The sequence below is a fragment of the Streptomyces sp. NBC_00637 genome (assembly GCF_045161545.1).
Classification (GTDB): Bacteria; Actinomycetota; Actinomycetes; order Streptomycetales; family Streptomycetaceae; genus Streptomyces.
Genome location: NZ_CP109046.1, coordinates 576,799 through 594,064, shown reverse-complemented (window position 1 = coordinate 594,064; position 17,266 = coordinate 576,799). Strand labels below are relative to the sequence as shown.

General features: G+C 73.0%; 14 protein-coding genes. 9 read left to right on the top strand and 5 right to left on the bottom strand.

Annotated features, from left to right (window positions below):
- Nucleotides 1-7: 7 nt before the first annotated feature.
- Nucleotides 8-2,692 carry a pyruvate, phosphate dikinase gene (gene ppdK, locus OG440_RS02585; protein ID WP_406005173.1) on the bottom strand — a complete coding sequence of 895 codons (2,685 nt, stop codon included), beginning with the start codon at nucleotides 2,690-2,692 and terminating at the stop codon, nucleotides 8-10.
- 341 nt (nucleotides 2,693-3,033) lie between these two features.
- Here ppdK and OG440_RS02580 point away from each other — a divergent pair, with 341 nt between their 5' ends.
- Nucleotides 3,034-4,752: a GAF domain-containing protein gene (locus OG440_RS02580; protein ID WP_406005172.1), complete on the top strand. Its 1,719-nt coding sequence runs from the start codon at nucleotides 3,034-3,036 to the stop codon at nucleotides 4,750-4,752.
- A 3-nt stretch (nucleotides 4,753-4,755) separates the two neighbouring features.
- Here OG440_RS02580 and OG440_RS02575 read toward each other — a convergent pair whose 3' ends face one another.
- Nucleotides 4,756-4,965 carry a hypothetical protein gene (locus OG440_RS02575; protein WP_406005171.1) on the bottom strand — a complete coding sequence of 70 codons (210 nt, stop codon included), beginning with the start codon at nucleotides 4,963-4,965 and terminating at the stop codon, nucleotides 4,756-4,758.
- A gap of 511 nt (nucleotides 4,966-5,476) precedes the next feature.
- Here OG440_RS02575 and OG440_RS02570 point away from each other — a divergent pair.
- The gene (locus OG440_RS02570; protein WP_406005170.1) at nucleotides 5,477-6,391 is read left to right on the top strand and encodes a universal stress protein; all 915 of its coding nucleotides are present in this window, start codon (nucleotides 5,477-5,479) and stop codon (nucleotides 6,389-6,391) included.
- Between the two features lie 334 nt (nucleotides 6,392-6,725).
- On the opposite strand, the gene OG440_RS02565 is transcribed toward OG440_RS02570, so the two are convergent.
- From OG440_RS02565 to OG440_RS02555, 3 genes are all read right to left on the bottom strand, one after another.
- The gene (locus tag OG440_RS02565; protein ID WP_406005169.1) at nucleotides 6,726-7,382 is read right to left on the bottom strand and encodes a CBS domain-containing protein; all 657 of its coding nucleotides are present in this window, start codon (nucleotides 7,380-7,382) and stop codon (nucleotides 6,726-6,728) included.
- A gap of 185 nt (nucleotides 7,383-7,567) precedes the next feature.
- Nucleotides 7,568-7,789: a hypothetical protein gene (locus tag OG440_RS02560; protein WP_406005168.1), complete on the bottom strand. Its 222-nt coding sequence runs from the start codon at nucleotides 7,787-7,789 to the stop codon at nucleotides 7,568-7,570.
- Nucleotides 7,790-7,850: 61 nt separating this feature from the next.
- Complete coding sequence (locus OG440_RS02555; protein WP_406005167.1) at nucleotides 7,851-8,579, bottom strand: CBS domain-containing protein; 729 nt, start codon at nucleotides 8,577-8,579, stop codon at nucleotides 7,851-7,853.
- 194 nt (nucleotides 8,580-8,773) lie between these two features.
- Here OG440_RS02555 and OG440_RS02550 point away from each other — a divergent pair, with 194 nt between their 5' ends.
- The 7 genes from OG440_RS02550 (at nucleotide 8,774) to OG440_RS02520 (ending at nucleotide 17,262) form a co-directional block, all read left to right on the top strand.
- Complete coding sequence (locus OG440_RS02550) at nucleotides 8,774-9,646, top strand: universal stress protein (RefSeq protein ID WP_406005166.1); 873 nt, start codon at nucleotides 8,774-8,776, stop codon at nucleotides 9,644-9,646.
- Nucleotides 9,647-9,677: 31 nt separating this feature from the next.
- Entirely contained in the window at nucleotides 9,678-10,433 is a 756-nt protein-coding gene (locus tag OG440_RS02545) for an HAD-IA family hydrolase (protein WP_406005165.1), read from the top strand.
- Nucleotides 10,430-12,799 carry a glycoside hydrolase family 65 protein gene (locus tag OG440_RS02540; RefSeq protein WP_406005164.1) on the top strand — a complete coding sequence of 790 codons (2,370 nt, stop codon included), beginning with the start codon at nucleotides 10,430-10,432 and terminating at the stop codon, nucleotides 12,797-12,799. The genes OG440_RS02545 and OG440_RS02540 overlap by 4 nt, the downstream gene beginning before the upstream one ends.
- Nucleotides 12,800-12,920: 121 nt before the next feature.
- Nucleotides 12,921-13,823, top strand: a complete 903-nt coding sequence (locus OG440_RS02535) for a universal stress protein (RefSeq protein WP_406005163.1) — start codon at nucleotides 12,921-12,923, stop codon at nucleotides 13,821-13,823.
- A 30-nt stretch (nucleotides 13,824-13,853) separates the two neighbouring features.
- Nucleotides 13,854-14,750 carry a universal stress protein gene (locus OG440_RS02530; RefSeq protein WP_406005162.1) on the top strand — a complete coding sequence of 299 codons (897 nt, stop codon included), beginning with the start codon at nucleotides 13,854-13,856 and terminating at the stop codon, nucleotides 14,748-14,750.
- A 348-nt stretch (nucleotides 14,751-15,098) separates the two neighbouring features.
- The gene (locus OG440_RS02525; protein ID WP_406005161.1) at nucleotides 15,099-15,923 is read left to right on the top strand and encodes a universal stress protein; all 825 of its coding nucleotides are present in this window, start codon (nucleotides 15,099-15,101) and stop codon (nucleotides 15,921-15,923) included.
- A gap of 190 nt (nucleotides 15,924-16,113) precedes the next feature.
- The gene (locus OG440_RS02520; RefSeq protein WP_406005160.1) at nucleotides 16,114-17,262 is read left to right on the top strand and encodes a heavy metal translocating P-type ATPase; all 1,149 of its coding nucleotides are present in this window, start codon (nucleotides 16,114-16,116) and stop codon (nucleotides 17,260-17,262) included.
- Nucleotides 17,263-17,266 lie beyond the last annotated feature (4 nt).

Here is a 17,266-nt window from a genome sequence, read left to right as displayed (position 1 = left end):
CCTTCCTTCACCTGCTGTCGCTCGTCCCCGCGCCGGGGAGCGCGGCTCGTCCGGCTTCCAGACGCGCGACCGGGACGCGGAACGGTGAGCAGGAGACGTAGTCCAGTTCGGCGGCGTGGAAGAAGTGGACGGACTCCGGATCCCCGCCGTGCTCCCCGCAGACGCCGATCTTCAGACCGGGTCGCGCGGCGCGGCCCTCGTCGACCGCGATGCGGACCAGCCGGCCCACCCCGTCGCGGTCGAGGGTCTCGAAGGGGGAGGTGGCGAAGATGCCCTTGTCGAGATAGGCGGAGAAGAACGCCGCCTCGACGTCGTCCCGGGAGAAGCCCCACGTGGTCTGGGTGAGGTCATTGGTGCCGAAGGAGAAGAACTCCGCCTCCTCGGCGATCCGGCCGGCCGTGAGCGCGGCCCGGGGCAGCTCGATCATGGTGCCGACCGGGCAGTGCACGGGGACGCCGGACTCCTCGGAGACCTCGGCGAGGACGCGTTCCACCTCCTCGCGTTCGATGCGCAGTTCCTCGACGGCGCCGACCAGCGGCACCATGATCTCCGCCCGGGGGGAGCCCCCGGCCTCCGTCCGTGCCGCGACCGCCTCGGCGATCGCCCGCACCTGCATGGCGACCAGTCCGGGGACCACCAGGCCCAGCCGCACCCCGCGCAGCCCGAGCATCGGGTTCTCCTCGTGCATACGGCTGACGGCGTCGAGCAGGTCGGTGTCGTGCGGGTCGGGCGCCGCGCCCCGGGCCTGGGCGGTGGCGAGGCGGACGGCCAGGTCGGTGCGGTCCGGGAGGAACTCGTGCAGGGGCGGGTCGATGAGCCGGATCGTGACCGGCAGCCCGTCCATCGCCTCCAGGATGCCGACGAAGTCCTGCCGCTGGAGCGGCAGCAGCGCGTCCAGAGCCTTTTCGCGCTCGGCCTCGTCACGGGCCAGGATCATCGCCTCGACCAGCTTGCGGCGCTCACCGAGGAACATGTGCTCGGTGCGGCACAGTCCGACGCCCTGCGCGCCGAACCGCCGGGCGCGAGCCGCGTCCTCTGGGGTGTCGGCGTTCGCCCGCACCTCCAGCCGCCGGGCCCCGTCGGCCCGTTCCATCGCGCGGGCGACGGCCTCGACCAGTCCGGCCGACTGTTCGCCCTGCTCGAAGTAGCGCATCACCGCGGAGTCGACGAGCGGCGCGGCGCCCAGATACACGGCTCCCTCCGAGCCGTCGACGGACACGACCGTCCCCTCCTCGACGACGGTGTCGCCCACGGTGAAGCGACGTCCGGCGGCGTCGACGGTGATCTCCTCGGCACCGCACACGCACACCCTGCCCATGCCCCGGGCGACCACGGCCGCGTGGCTGGTCTTCCCGCCGCGGCTGGTGAGCACGGCCTGCGCGGCGATCATGCCCGGCAGGTCGTCCGGGGTGGTCTCCTGACGCACCAGGACGACCTTTTCGCCCGCGCCCGCCCGGCGGACTGCTTCGGCGGAGTCGAACACCGCCGCGCCGACGGCCGCGCCCGGTGAGGCGGGCAGTCCGTGCGCGAGCGCCTCGCCGACGGCGGAGGTGTCGAACCGGGGGAACATCAGCCGGGCGAGGCCGTCCCCGTCCACCCGGGCCAGACCCTCGTCAGCGGTGATCAGCTTCTCGTCGACGAGTTCGGCCGCGATGGCGAACGCGGCCTCCGCGGTGCGCTTGCCCACGCGGGTCTGGAGCATCCACAGCCGGCCCCGCTCGATGGTGAACTCGATGTCGCACAGATCCCGGTAGTGCCTCTCCAGAGCCTCCATGTGCGTGCGCAGCCGGCCGTACGAGACCGGGTCCAGGTCCTTCAGCGCGGTCAGCGGAACGGTGTTGCGGATACCGGCGACGACGTCCTCGCCCTGCGCGTTCGCCAGGTAGTCGCCGTACAGGCCGGGCCGCCCGGTGGCCGGGTCGCGGGTGAAGGCGACACCGCTTCCCGAGTCGGACCCGAGATTGCCGAAGACCATGGTCTGCACGTTGACCGCGGTACCCAGGTCGTCGGCGATGTGCTCGCGGCGGCGGTACAGCCGCGCACGCTCGCCGTTCCAGGACTCGAAGACGGCGAGAACCGCCCGGCGCAGCTGCTCCGCCGGGGACCGGGGGAAGTCCTCGCCGGTCTCCCGCCGGATCAGCTCCTGGTACGTGCGCACCAGCCCGGCCAGATCCGCCGCGCTCAGCCCCAGGTCGTTCTTCGCCCCCCGGGAGCGCTTGAGCGCGGTCATCGCGTCCTCGAACAGGGAGCCGTCGACACCCATGACCGTGCTGCCGAACATCTGCACCAGGCGGCGATAGGAGTCCCAGGCGAAGCGTTCGTTCCCGGAGACCTTGGCCAGGCCGAGCACGGAATCGTCGTTCAGACCGATGTCGAGGATCGTCTCCATCATGCCGGGCATGGAGAAGCGGGCTCCGGAGCGGACGGACAGCAGCAGCGGGTCGTCGGGCTCACCGAGCCGCCGTCCCGCGGACCGCTCCAGCGCGCCGAGGTGCTCGGAGATCTCGCGGGCCAGGGTGTCCGGCTCGGCACCGGTGGCCAGGAAGGCCCGGCAGGCTTCGGTGGTCACGGTGAAGCCGGGTGGGACGGGCAGGCCCAGGCGGGTCATCTCGGCCAGGTTCGCGCCCTTGCCGCCGAGCAGTTCGGCCAGTTCACGGCCGCCTTCCGTGAAGTCGTACACGTAACGCGCCATGACACCGGTCTCCTCGGTCGGACGGCTGGCTGGATACCTCACCAGCGTCCGGCCGCCGGGACCGAGGGCGGCAGGTGCCGTCGGTCCCCTCCACCGGGCCGGTCGGCCCAGGCAATGTCGTCCCCCCGGCATGGCCGCGCCCCCGATGGACCGGCGCGGCACGAGAGCCGGGCGACGGCGGCCCGGGTCCGGACCGGGCCCGCCGACCGGCGGGAGTGGCCCCGAAGCGGAGCGCCGGGCGGGCGTCTGGATCTACTACCGCGCGCCCGTGCCGACCACTACCGTGAGCCATGACCGGGCCGGTGGGTGTCCGTGTGTCGAGGGGACCTGGAGGAGTACCGGTGGGAAGCCCCGAGGAGGCTCGCGTACGGCTGCCTCAGTTGCGGCTGGACGAGCTGTTGGAGGAGCTGCAAGCGCGTCTGGACGCGGCTCGCGGCACGCGTGACCGGGTCCACAGCCTTCTGGAGGCGGTGCTGTCGGTCGGCCGAGAGCTGGACTTGGAACAGGCCCTGCACCGCATCGTGGAGGCGGCCGCGGTACTGGTCGACGCGGAGTACGCGGCGCTGGGCGTGATCGGCCCGGACGGCAAGCGCCTTTCGGCCTTCCACACGGTCGGGGTGAGCGAGGAGCAGATCGCCGCTATCGGCCCGTACCCGGAGGGCCACGGAATCCTGGGGGAACTGATCCGGCACCCCGAGCCGCTGCGGCTGGCGAAGATCTCCGACCACCCGGCCTCGTACGGCTTCCCTGCGCACCACCCGCCGATGAGCACCTTCCTCGGCGTCCCGATCCGGGTGCGCGAGCAGGTCTTCGGCAACCTGTACCTGACCGAGAAGCGGGGCGGGGCCCAGTTCGACGAGGAGGACGTCTCGGTCACCCTCACGCTGGCGGTGGCGGCCGGCGTCGCCATCGACAACGCGCGTCTGTACGAGGAGTCCCGGCTGCGGGAACGCTGGCTGCGGGCGAACGCCGAGATCACCCACAGCCTGATGTCCGGGAACGAGCCGGCCGAGGTCCTCGCCATGATCGCCGAGCGGGCCGGCGAGATTACCGGATCCGCCCTGGCGGCGGTCGCGCTGCCCATGCAGGACACCGCGTCACTCGCCGTGGAGATCGCCGTCGGGGTGGACTCCGAGGCGCACCGGGGGCTCGTGCTGCCGATGGACAGGAGCCTGATGGGGCTGGCCTTCGCCGGCGAGGCCCCGGTCACCAGCGAGGACGTCGCCCACGACGAGCGCATCTCGCTGGAACCGCCGCGATTCGGCGGACTCGGCCCCGCTGTCGCCGTGCCCATCGGCACGGGCGAGGCGGGCGCGCGAGGCGTCGTGCTGCTGGCACGCGAAGCCGGTCGGCCGGGGTTCACGGTGACGGAGACCGAGACCCTGCAGAGCTTCGCCGCGCAGGCCGCCATCGCGATGGAGCTGGCTGAACGCCGCCAGGACGCGGCTGCGGTCGCGGTGCTCATGGATCGCGACCGGATCGCTCGTGACCTGCACGACCTGGCCATCCAGCGGCTCTTCGCCACCGGCATGACGCTCCAGAGCGCCGGCCGTTTCATCGAGCACGAGGAAGCCGCGGAGCGCGTGGTGCGCGCGGTCGACGACCTGGACGAGACGATCAAGATCATCCGGTCGACGATCTTCGGCCTGCGTACCCGCGAGGGCGCGAGGGAGGCCGGTCTGCGCGCTCGTGCCGTGCGGATCGTCGGCGAGGCGGCGCCGGTGCTGGGCTTCGCCCCCAGCGTCCGGATGGAAGGCCTGCTGGACACCGACGTGCCCAGGGAGATCGCCGATCACCTGGTGGCGGTGCTCTCCGAGGCCCTGACCAACATCGCCCGGCACGCCCACGCGGACCGCGCCGACGTGCTCCTGGCGACGGACGGACGGGAGATCCGTCTGTCGGTCACGGACAACGGCGTGGGCATCCCGGCCGACGGCCGCCGCAGCGGGCTGCGCAACATGGCGGAGCGCGCCGAGCAACTGGGCGGCGGACTGGAACTGGCGGAGCCCAAGGGCGGCGGCACCGCGCTGGTATGGCGGGTGCCGGCGCAGAAGGAGTAGGCCTCAGGGCAGGGGCTGCGGGAGACGGGCGGGCATCAGCGGACGGCGGCGTCCAGTGCCGACTGGAGCGACTCGCGGCAGCGCGGGCGCCAGCGCGGCGACGTCCGGGGCCATGCGCGGGTTCAGCGACAGCAGCGGCACCGTCCCGGAGAAGGTCGTCGCGCTCGCCAGACCGATGCGGCACAGCGGACGGTTCTCCCTCAACGTGTGCACGCCGGCCTCACAGCTCGAAGGACTCGTGATGGATGCGGTGGTGTGGGACTCGGGCGGCGCGCAGCGCCTCGTACAGGTCCTGCGTGAACCCGCGAGGGCCGCACAGGTACACGTTGTGGGCGTCCAGGTCGGGTCCCGCCGCGCATAGGCGCGGCGGGGCCCGACGCGGGCGGGAAGGACGCCATCTGCTTCTCGCGGATCCTGATTGCGCGGTGCGCGGCTTTCGACGGCCGCTCCTCCGCGCCTCTGCCGGGTCCTTCCCGCCGCGTCCAGCACATCACCAGGACCGCATGGCGCGCCAGGGCCGACCGGGCCCCACCCGGGGGGAGAGAGCGGACGCCGCCGTACCACCAGGGGGTCTCGTTCCGCCCCCGACCTCTTCGCCCCGGCCGCGGCCGGGCGGCCCCGCGTACCGGGGGGCCGGTCGGCTCCCCGACCGGGACCTCTGGCCCCTCCTGCGGCACGGGCGCGACTCGGAGACTGACGTCGCATCCCCGAAGGAGGACCGCACATGCCCGCCATCACCGTTGGTCTCGACGGCTCGCCGGAAAGCCTTGCCGCTGCGGAATGGGCTGCTCGCGAAGCGATCCAACGAGAGGAACCCCTGTGTCTCCTGCACGTCGGAGACCCGCTGGGTTCCCTTTACATCCCCTACATGGGGGTTCCGGCACCGGGCGCGGTCGAAGCGCTGCGCGACTGGTCCGCCCACCTGCTGCGCGAGGCGCAGTCCCGGCTCACCGAGCGCCACCCCGGTCTGCGGATCACCACGCGGCAGTCCGAGGCGGAGGCCGTCCCGGCCCTGCTGGCCGCCGCTGAGGACACCGAACTGCTGGTCCTCGGCTCGCGGGCACTCGGCACGGTGACCGGTTTCCTGCTCGGCTCCGTCGCCCTCGCGGTCCTGGCGCGCACCGACCGGCCGGTCGTCCTCGTACGGGCCGGTGAGCACGCCGAGGACGAGCATCTCCCGGACGCCGCGGGCGCCGCGTCGGACACCACTCCGTATCGTGAGGTGGTGCTGGGGCTGGATGTGGAGGAACCGGGCGACGCCGTCGTCGAGTTCGCCTTCGAGACCGCCCGCCGGCGCGTGACCGGCCTGAGGGTCGTCCACGGCTGGAATCCGGCGACGGCCTACGGCTACGGCGCCTTTGTCGATTCCGGGCTCACCGCCGACATGGCCGAGGAGACACGGCGCGGCCTGAACGATGTCCTGCGCCCGTGGAAGGAGAAGTTCCCCGAGGTGGAGGTGCGCGCGCAGGCCGTCATCGGCAGCGCGGGCCGCCACCTGGTGCACGCTTCGCGGGACGCGTCGCTGGTAGTCGTCGGGCGCAAGAGTCGCCACGCGCTGGTCGGCAGCCATATCGGCCCGGTGGCGCACGCGGTGCTGCACCATGCGACCGCGCCGGTGGCGGTGGTGCCGCACGACTGATCCGGGCCGGGAGGCGGAGGCGTCCGCGGAGTTCCGGGACCCGGCTCGGAGTGCCACGGTCCCGGTCCCTGGGGGGAGAAGACGGGGACCAGGATCATCCAGGTGCGGCGCGGCTGACAGGGCTCGCCGAGCCGCATCAGGTGTGCGCGGCCGGTGTTCCGTCGGTCGCGCACACCGCTGCCCCGCACGGCGGTCTTCGCAGTCCCCGGAGTCGGCTCGGGCAGGGGGAGTCGAGGCCGGGGAGGCGGAGTGGCAGTCTTCGGACTTCGGACTCGGGGAGGACACCGTCCTACGGCCGGCGGGCGACAGGACCAGGCGTGGATCGCTCCCCGCGCTACCGGACGCCGCTGCCGCCGGCCAGGTGGCAGCGGACGTCCACGATTCCCTCGACGGCCCTCGCCAGGCGTTCGGCCACCGCTACGAGCTCCGCGCTGTCCACCCATCCCGTGAGGGTCACGACCCCTTCGGACACCTCGACCCGGATGTGGTCCGCGGACAGGGGGAACAGGCTGTCGACGACCTCGTGACGCACCTCCTCGGTGAGCTCCTCGTCGTCACGCAGAAACACCTTGAGCAGATCCGAGCGGCTGACAACGCCCTCCAGCTTCCCTTCGCCGTCGATGACGGGTAGCCGCTTGACATGACGCCTGGCCATGATGCGCGCCGCCTCGGCCAGCGTAGTGGTGCCGTGGACGGTGACCGCCGGACTGCTCATCGCCTCCTCGGCGGTCAGCGCACCGGCCCTTGCCAGGTCGGACAGACGCTGCCGCTGGGTGAACCGGTCGGGAACGTCTTCCCGGAATTCCTCCTTGGGCAACAGGTCGGCTTCCGAGACGACGCCGATCACCCGGCCTTCACCCTCCAGTACCGGCAGCGCGCTCACCTCCCACCGCTCCATGAGCCGGACGATGTCCTTGAACGGCGCATCGCGGCCTACGGCGACGACGGCGCCTGTCATCACGTCGCTCACCACGTGCGGGCTGATCTGCATGACTTCCTCCTCAGAGCAATCGGTTGAGGACAGTGAGCGGGCGGGGCGGGTTTTGGGACTTCACATGGCGCGGCGATGGCCCGCCCTGCCGTCGCGTCGCGCGTCCGATGGCAGGGCGGGTCGGAGGGCTCCGGTTCCGATCGCGGCGAGAGATGCCGCCCGTGACAGCCGGGGAGCGGCGGCGATCACTTCCGGAACTCCCGGTGGTCGTCGTTCTTGCCGAAGTAGTGCCGTTCCTCGATGAACTCCCGCTCGCCGGGGCGCAGGACCGTGCCCGGTGTCGACAGGAAGGCGATGAGCCCCAGCGCGCCGACGGCCATCAGCGCGAAGCCGACGACGGAGGAGCTGTAGCCGAACACCAGACAGGCGCCCAGTACGGCAGCCGCGATCAGAAGGATGGGGATCATGACCGATGTCCTTTCTCCCCGCTGTGAACGTGCGAGGTGACCGGCGCGGTGGAGCACTGGCTCAGAGCTTGCGCAGCCAGTCGTCGGCGACACCGTGCACGGCCAGACCGGCCGGTTGCGGGTGCTTGTCGTCGAGACGGTAGGAGAGGTGGTCGACGACATCCACGACGCCGTCGAGCCGCCGCGTCATACCGACGGCGACGGGGATCTCGCTGCGCCGTTCCAGCTGCCCGGTGAGGGTGACCACACCGTCCCGGACGATCGCCTCGACGGCGTGCGGGGCCAGCCAGAGCGTGTTGCCGAAGACTTCCCGCTGCACGTCCCTCCGGATCTCGTCGTCGGAGCGCAGGAAGACCCGGAGCAGGTTGCCGCGCGTGACGATGCCCACGAGCGAGCCCTTCTCGTCCACCACAGGCAGTCGCTCGACACGGTGTTCCGTCATGAGCCGGGCCGCCTCCGTGACCGTGGCGTCGGCGCGCGTGGTGACAGCGGGGGCCGACATCATCTCGCCGGCGGTCCTGGCACGGCTCCGTGCGGCGGCGTGCCCCGCACGGCTGCCGAGCAGACGCCACAAGCGCGTCCGGATTCCGGTGGACCCCGGCTGCCGAGCCTGGCACAGCACGAGGTCGGACTCGGAGATCACACCGATGACCTTCTGGTTGCCGTCGATGACCGGAAGCCCGCTGATGCGGTGCTCCTCGAGCAGACGCACCACTTCCTTGAACGGCGTGTCGCACCGTGCGGTGACGACATCGCCGACCATGAGAGCGCCTGTCCTCGTGGGCTTCATGGTTGAGCCTCGCTTTCGTGGGTGGCCGTGGTCACGCACCCCGCTGAGGGGCCTCGCCCTCAGCTTCCAGCGATGGCCGCGCGGTCCGCATGGGCCGATCGACCCCACCCGGGGCCCATCCGCCTCTCGTGCAGGCGGCCGACCGGTGCGACGGTGGAATGGCCCCCTGTGCGATATGGAAGGCGGTGGGAACCATGACACTTCCCCTGGTCACGGGCATCGACGGATCCGAGGCGAGTCTCACGGCGGCCGACTGGGCGGTGGACGAGGCAGCCCGGCACGGTCTCGCGCTGCGGCTGGTGCACGCCTCACGCTGGGAGAGGTACGAGCGGGCCGCGTCCCACGGCCACGACCGCCCGGCCGGGCGCGTCCTCGCGGAGAACCTCGTCGCCACCGCGGCCGAGCGCGCCGGACGCCGGCACCCGGAGGTGAAGATCACCACCGACGTCGTCCCGGACGACGCGGCGGACGCGCTGTTGCACGCGAGTGACGATGCTTTCGCCCTGGTCACGGGAGCGCGCGGCCGTGGTGAGCTGAAGGGCATGCTCCTCGGCTCCGTCGGCCTGGCCGTGGCGGCCCGCGCGCACTGCCCGGTGATTGTGGTGCGGGGTGACCAGGAATGCCTGGCCGGCGCGCGCAAGCGGATCCTGCTGGGCGCGGGCGAGCCCGCGACCGGCGCCGAGGCCGTGCGCTTCGCCTTCCGCGAGGCCGAGGCGCGCGGCTGCCCCCTGGACGTCGTACGGGCTTGGCGATGCCCGGCTCACGAGAGCGCCGACGACCCCGCACTCGCGAACGAACCGGTCCGCAGGCACGAGGAGCGCGCCTCCGCCCTCCTCGACGCGCTGCTGCGGGAGGCTGCGGCGGACCATCCCGGTGTCCGGGTACGCGCGGTCACGGTCGAGGGACCGGCCCACAGCGTCCTCGTGCGACGCTCGGAAGCCGCCGACCTGGTGATCGTCGGGGCCCGGCGCAGACACGGCCGTCTCGGGCTCCAGCTCGGCCGGGTCAACCACACCCTGCTCCACCACGCGCACTGCCCGGTGGCGGTCGTACCGCAGGCGGTGTGACCGTGGTAGATGCCGGCCCCGAGGGAGAGTGATGACCGCTGCCCCGTGCCGAGAGGTGCTCGCGCCCGAACTGCGGGGCGTCGAGGCGGTCGTGTGCGACGCCGACGCGGTGATCACCGACTCGGCGAAGGTGCACGCGGCGGCGTGGAAGGCGGCCTTCGACGCCTTTCCGACCGAGTCCCCGCCCGAGGACCCCGCGCAGCGGCGGCCCTTCGACTCCGGCGACGACCACCTGCGGTACGTCGTCGGCAGGTTCCGCCTCGACGGCGCCGCCGCCTTCCTGGCCGCAGGCGGCCCCGCACCGGGGACGGAGACCGTGCGTGCGGTGGCGGAGGACAAGGAGCGACGGGTCACCGAGCGGATCCGCGACGGCGTCGAGGCCTTTCCGGGCACCGTGCGGCTGGTCCGCGCGCTGCGGGCGGCGGGGGTGCCCGTGGCCGCCGCCTCCGCGTCCAGGTACGCCCGCGAGCTGCTCACGGGGGCGGGCGTGCCGGACCTCTTGGTCCTGGTCGACGGCGGCGAGGCGGCCCGCCTGGCACTCACCGGGAAGCCGCGGCCCGACCTGTTCCTCGTAGCGGCACGTCGGCTCGGCGTCGCGCCCGCGCGCGCCGCCGTCGTCGAGGACGCCTTGGCCGGCGTCGGAGCGGGAGGCGCCGGTGGCTTCGCCCTCGTCGTCGGCGTGGACCGCACCGCCGGTCCGGCGACGCGCGACAGGCTCCTGCGGCACGGGGCCGAGACCGTCGTAGACGATCTCGGAGAGCTGCTCGGCGCGGGAGCACGGCGGTGACCGGCTGGACGTGGGAGTACCACGGCTACGACCCGTCGCAGGAGAGCCTGCGGGAGTCCTTGTGCACGCTCGGCAACGGCTGCTTCGCGACCCGCGGAGCGCTACCGGAGTGCACCGCGGACGGCGTGCACTACCCCGGCACCTACGTGGCGGGCTGCTACGACCGGCTCACCACGGAGGTGGCGGGGCGCCGCGTCGAGAACGAGGACATGGTCAACCTCCCGAACTGGCTGCCCCTGCGGTTCCGCCTCACCGGTCAGCATTGGCTCACTCCTGACACGGCCGAGGTGCTGGAGCACCGGCAGGTGCTGCACCTGGCCTCGGGCCTGCTGGAGCGCCGCACGCGGTTCGCGCTCGGCGAGGGAAGGTCGCTGGCGGTGCGGCAGCAGCGCCTCGTGCACATGGCCGACCCCCATCTGGCCGCCCTGCGAACCGAGTTCACAGCCGAGGGATTCACCGGCGACCTCGAAGTGGAGGCGGCGCTGGACGGCGGCGTCACCAACTCCGGGGTCGCCCGCTACCGGGACCTGGACGGCCGGCACCTCACCCGGCTGCACACCGGGTCCGTCGAGCCCGACACGGTGTGGCTGCGCTGCCGTACCCGCACGTCCGACGTCCGTGTCGGCATGGCGGCCCGGCTGACAGCCGACGTGCCGGTCACCGACCGGCACGAGGAATCACGCGTCGGCCAGCGGGTCCGTCTGCGTCTGAAACCCGGCCGGACCGTCACCGTCGACAAGACCGTCGCCCTGCACACCTCGCGCGACCCCGCGATCAGCGACCCGCTGGACGCCGCGATCGACCGCGTCGGCGCCGCGCCCCCCTTCGACGAACTCCTCGAAGGGCACCTGACGGCCTGGGACCAGCTGTGGCGGCGCGCCGAACTGGACGTCCCCGGTGAGGCCGGCGACATTCTGCGGCTGCACCTCTTCCATGTGCTGCAGACCCTCTCCCCGCACACGGCGGATCTGGACGCCGGCGTACCGGCCCGCGGGCTGCACGGCGAGGCGTACCGCGGCCATGTCTTCTGGGACGAGCTGTTCGTGCTGCCGTACCTGGACCTGCACTTCCCGGAGGTCTCCCGCGCGCTGCTCCGCTACCGGCACCGCCGCCTCGACCGCGCGTGCGCCGCGGCCCGTGCGATCGGCCGCCGCGGCGCGCTGTACCCGTGGCAGAGCGGCAGCGACGGACGCGAGGAGACCCAGCAACTGCACCTCAACCCGCGGTCGGGGCGCTGGCTGCCGGACCACTCACGGCTCCAGCGGCACGTCGGATCGGCGGTCGCGTACAACGTGTGGCGGTACTGCGAGGCCAGCGGCGACGCCGAGTTCCTGCACACCAAGGGCGCCGAGATGCTCCTGGAGATCGCCCGCTTCTGGGCGGACTCGGCCACCTGGGACGAGCAGCTCGGGCGACACCGCATCCGGGGCGTGATGGGTCCCGACGAGTACCACGACGCCTATCCCGACGCACGGCAGCCCGGTCTCGACGACAACGCGTACACCAACGTCACTGCCGCCTGGGTGCTCGCCCGTGCCCTGGAGGTCCTGCGGATCCTGCCCGAACCGCGGCGGCGCGAACTCGCCGAGCGCACCGGCCTGGACGACGGCGAGCTCGAACAGTGGGAGGACGTCTCCCGCACGCTCCACGTGCCCTTCCACGACGGCGTTGTGAGCCAGTTCGAGGGCTACGGCGACCTCGCCGAACTCGACTGGGAGAACTACCGCCGACGGTACGGCGACATCCGGCGCCTGGACCGGATCCTGGAGGCCGAGGGTGACACCGTCAACCGCTACAAGGCGTCCAAACAGGCCGACGTCCTGATGCTCGGCTTCCTCTTCTCGCCCGCCGAACTCCGCGGTCTCTTCGAGCGGTTGGGCCACCGGCTGGAGGACGACACCTGGCAGCGGACGGTCGATCACTATCTGCTGCGCACGAGCCACGGCTCGACGCTCAGCGGGCTGGTGCACGGCTGGGTGCTGGCCCGCGCGCGCCGTGCCGAGGCATGGGCGTACTGCCAGGAGGCCCTGCGCGGCGACATCGCCGACCTCCAGGGCGGCACCACGGGCGAGGGCGTCCACCTGGGAGCCATGGCCGGCACTCTGGATCTCGTCCAGCGAGGACTGACCGGGCTGGAGACCCGCGAGGGGGCGCTCCGGCTCGACCCGGTGCCGCTGCCGGAGCTGTCGTCCTACGGATTCTCCCTCCGCTACCAGGGGCACTGGGGTGTGCGGCTGCGGCTGGAGCGCGGCGGACTGGAGGTGGCGGTGCCGCCGTCCGACCGCTCTCCGATCGACATCCGGCTGCCGGACCGGTCGGTCAGCGTGCAACCGGGCGAGACATGCCACCTGCTCCTTCCGGACTGAAACCGGGGGCCACTGGCAGGGGCCGGACGGCCCCCGGAGGGGACCTGGCAGCCTCTGCCCCCGGACCGGCCACGGAGGGAGGCTGGTACCGGACGACAGACCGAGCGCTGGAGGTGCCGACATGCTTTCGCCCGTTGTCGCAGGGATCGACGGCTCCGCCGAGAGCCTTGCAGCCGCTGCGTGGGCGGCCCGCGAGGCCGAGCGGCGGAACCGGCCGCTGCACCTGGTCCACGCCTGGGACTGGCACCCTCGTCGGCAAGAAGGCGAGATCGCGGGTGCTGCCCAGCGCCATCTGGCCCGGCGTTCGCTGCACCAGGCGGAACTGCGCGCTCGAGCCGAGTGCCCCGGCGTCCCCCTGAGCGACGAGCAGACGGAAGGCCCGGCCACGGCCGCCCTGCTGAAGGCAGCGGACGAGGCCGAGCTGATGGTGCTGGGCTCCCGCGGGCTGAGCGGCTTCACGGGATTCCTCGTGGGTTCCGTGGCGCTCGGCGTGGTCGCGAAGGCAACCTGTCCCGTCGTCCTCGTCCGGGCGGACGAGGAGGCGGCCGACGAGCACCTGCCCGCGGCCGACGGGGGCGGCTCGACGGACTCGGGCTACCGGGACGTCGTGCTCGCCGTCGACCTCGACGAGGCCTGTGACGAGGTCATCGAGTTCGCGTTCGAGGCGGCCCGGCTCCGGCACGCACGCCTGCGGGCCGTGCACGCCTGGCACACGGCCCCGCCCGTGGGCCTGGGCACCGGCGACATCGGACTGGTCGGGGAAACCTGGCAGGGCGAGGAGTGGCTGGGGTTCCTCAAGGCCGTGCTCCAGGTGTGGCGCGACAAGTACCCCGACGTGGAGGTTCTGGAGACGGTGGTGGACGACCGGCCCACGACCGCACTCGTGCGGGCCTCCACCGGGGCGGGTCTCCTCGTCGTCGGCCACCGCCTCGCCGAAGGCCCGGTCGGCCCCCGCACCGGACCCGTCACCCATGCCGCCATCCACCACGTCGGCTGCCCCGTCGCCGTCGTTCCCCATCTCTAGCTCCCGTCCCCGGACAAGGAGGTGAAGGTCATGACAAGGCCAGTCGTGGCCGGTCTGGACGGTTCGAGGGAAAGCCTCGCCGCGGCCGACTGGGCGGCCCGGGAAGCCCTTCGCCGCGATCTGCCGCTCCGCCTGGTGCACGCCTGGGAGGGCCTGCCCGACGACGACGGCGACGCGGGCCTGCCCGAGATCCGGGCACCGCAGTACCACGCGCGAAGGGTGCTGCGCGGAGCCCTCGACCTGCTGAACGCACGGTACCCGCGGCTGTATACAGCGGCCGAGCAGGTACGTATGCAGCCAGCTCCCGCGCTCCTTGCCGAGGCGGAGAGCGCGGAGCTGCTGGTCATCGGGAACCAGGGGACGAGCGGCGTTGGCGGATTTCTGTCGGGGTCGGTCGCTCCGACCGTCGTCGCCCACGCAGACCGGCCCGTGGTACTCGTCCGTGCGGGCGAGACGGTGGAGGACGAACACCTTCCCGACGGCTCGCGCAGAGCGTCGGCCGCCACTCCCTTCCGTGACGTCGCGGTCGCCGTCGAGACCGGCCGGCCGTGCGACGACGTCCTCGACTTCGCGTTCCACGCGGCCGAACTCCGCAAGACGCCGCTGCGCGTCCTGCACGCCTGGCACGTACCGCTCGTCAAGGGCCTCCCGGGCGTCGAGGAGCGCACGCGGATCCGGACGGCGACGGAGCGCCAACTCACCGAGCTGCTCGAACCCTGGCAGGAGAAGTACCCCGGCGTCGTCGTCCGCGAGAACCTGCACGAGGGCCGCGCCGCCCACGTCCTGGTCCACGCGGCGGGCGGGGCCGGACTGCTGGTGGTGGGCCGTCGCCGGCGGCGTACCGCGGTCGGCATGCACACCGGTCCTGTGGCCCATGCGCTGTTCCACCACGTGCGCCCGCCGGTCGTGTCGGTCCCGCACGACTGAAACGGCCGCGCGGGGCCGAAGGGCCCACCGGAGCATCGGGGGAGACCGAGAGGGCGCCGGGCGGCGGTTCCCGAGGATTCCCGAGCGAGGCGTTCCGTGCCTCCAGCGCTTTTCGCGGGCGGGGTCGCCGGTCCGCGTTCGCCAACCCGCTGTCGCGCCGGACCCGGGTCCTCCGTCACCTCGGCCCTCGGGCCGGACGGGGTGCCTGAGGGACCGATCGGCCCCTGTCCGCGTGTGCCGTGCGCGGACACCGTGGAGCGAGGCGGCAGCACAGGGCTGACCGCCGTCGCGACCGGGGAGCAGCAGTCCCCCGGTCGCCGGATGCCCGAGGCGAAGGGGGGAGCCGTCATGAGCGGCCCCGTACTGGTGGGAGTGGACGGCTCGACGACGAGCATGGTCGCCGTTGAGGCCGCCGCACGGGAGGCCGACCGTAGGGGGGCGGAGCTCCGGCTGGCCTACGCCTGCGCGTGGCCTTCCGCCTCGGTGACGCCCGGTGTCGCTCCGTGGGATCCGGGCGGGACCCGGGGACACGACGCGGCGAACCGTGCGCTGGCGGAGGCCGGGCGACGGGCTCGCCGCGTCGCACCAGGCCTGCGCGTCACGCACACGGTCCTCATGGGTGAACCCGCGGCGGTGCTGGAGACCGAATCCCACGGCGCGTCGCTCACCGTTGTCGGTAGCCGACCCGCGGGCCGGTCCGGCGGCGGACGACGCGGCTCGGTCGCCGCGCGGTTGGCCCGCTGCGGAGGTTCTCCGGTGCTGATGGTCCGCGGCGGTCCGGACCCGACCGGGCCCGTGGTGCTCGCCTGCGACGACGGGCATCTCCGCCGGCACGCGGCCGAGTTCGCCTTCGGTGAGGCGGCGGCCCGCGAGACGGACGTGCTGGTGCTGGACGGCTCCGCGCTGCGCAGCGGGCGCGTCCAGGACCGGCCCCGTGATCCGCTGGCCGCGTTGCGGGAGCGGTACCCCGACATCACCGTGCGCCACCCCCGGGTCCGGGGCGGGACGCGCCGGGCGGTCATCGAGGCGAGCGGGTTCGCCCAGCTCGTCGTGATCGGCGCGCGGTGCCGGAGCGGCTGGACTGCCGCCCTGCCGCCCACGGTCGGCCGAGCGGCCCTCCGGCACGCGGGCTGCCCCGTCGCGGTGATCCCCGAGGAGCGGGACACCCGGTGACGGGCCGACGGCGTTTCTCACGGCCGGGGTTTCCCCGCAGTGTCGGCCGGGCCGGATGACGGGTGGACGACGGCCGGACGGCCCTGGTCAACCGGGCCGTCCGTCCCCTGCCGCGCATGCCGGACGCGCGGTCTGATGGTGGGAGGGGCGGAAAGCGAAGGTCGTCACGCCGGACGGACCGAGGAGTGCCATGGACCGCGTCACCACCCTTGCGGCACGGTTGCGGCGGCTGACGCTGAAGATCGTGCACGTGCACCACGAAGCCACGCTGCCGGCCGTCACGACGGTGGCTCTCGCGGCAGGCGGTGTGGCCTGGACCGTCGGGGCGGGTTCCCTCGCGGATCTGTTCTGGGCTCTGGGGACGGTGGCCGCCGTCGTCCCGGCCGCCTTGTGGGTGTTCGCGGCGCTGCGGCGGGGCGACGTCCGGGTCGACCTCGTCGCCGTGCTCGCCCTGGGCGGCACCCTGGCCGTCCAGGAGTACCTGGCCGGCGCCCTGATCGCGTTGATGCTCGCCACCGGCCGCGCCCTCGAATCCGCCGCGCAACGACGTGCCTCCCGCGACCTGCGCGCTCTGCTGGAGCGTGCCCCGCGCTCCGCGCGCCTGCGTACGGCCACCGGTGTTCAGGTGGTGCCGTCGGCCGAGGTCCGCGTCGGCGACCTGCTCGTCGTGGCCCCCGGGGAAGTGGTCCCCGTCGACGGCAGGGTGGAGAGCGCGAGCGTCGCCCTCGACGAATCCGCCCTCACCGGCGAGCCTCTCCAGACCGAGCGGTCGCGAGGGGAGACCGTGCGCAGCGGCGTGCTGAACGCCGGCACCGCCTTCGAGCTCCGCGCCACCGCCACCGAGCGGGACAGCACCTACGCCGGCATCGTGCGGCTGGCCCAGGAGGCGGGCGCGGAGTCCGCTCCCGTCGTGCGGCACGACCTCCAGAACGTCCTCGACGAGGTGCGCGACGCGGCGGACCGCGTCTCCGACAGCCCCGGCCCCGAGGCGCTCGCGGCGGTGGAGGAGGCGTACAAGCTGCTCACCGAGCGCCTGCTGCCGCACGAGGACGCGGAAGAGCACGAGCTGTATCCGGCTCTCGCCCCCACGCTCGGCGGGTCCGAGGCCACCGCCACCATGAGCCGCGCCCACACGGAGATCGCGCGTCTCGCCCGGCGGGTCGCAACCCACCTGGCTCTCGCCCGCACCGCCGGAGGCCTGGCTCCCGACCAACTCGACGACCTCCGCTCCTGCCTCTACGGGCTGAACACCGTCCTGCGGCTGCACTTCACCCAGGAGGAGGAGAACTATTTCTCGCTGGCGTCCACTCCGGCCGAGGGAGGCCGTCCGGGCTCGTGAGTGG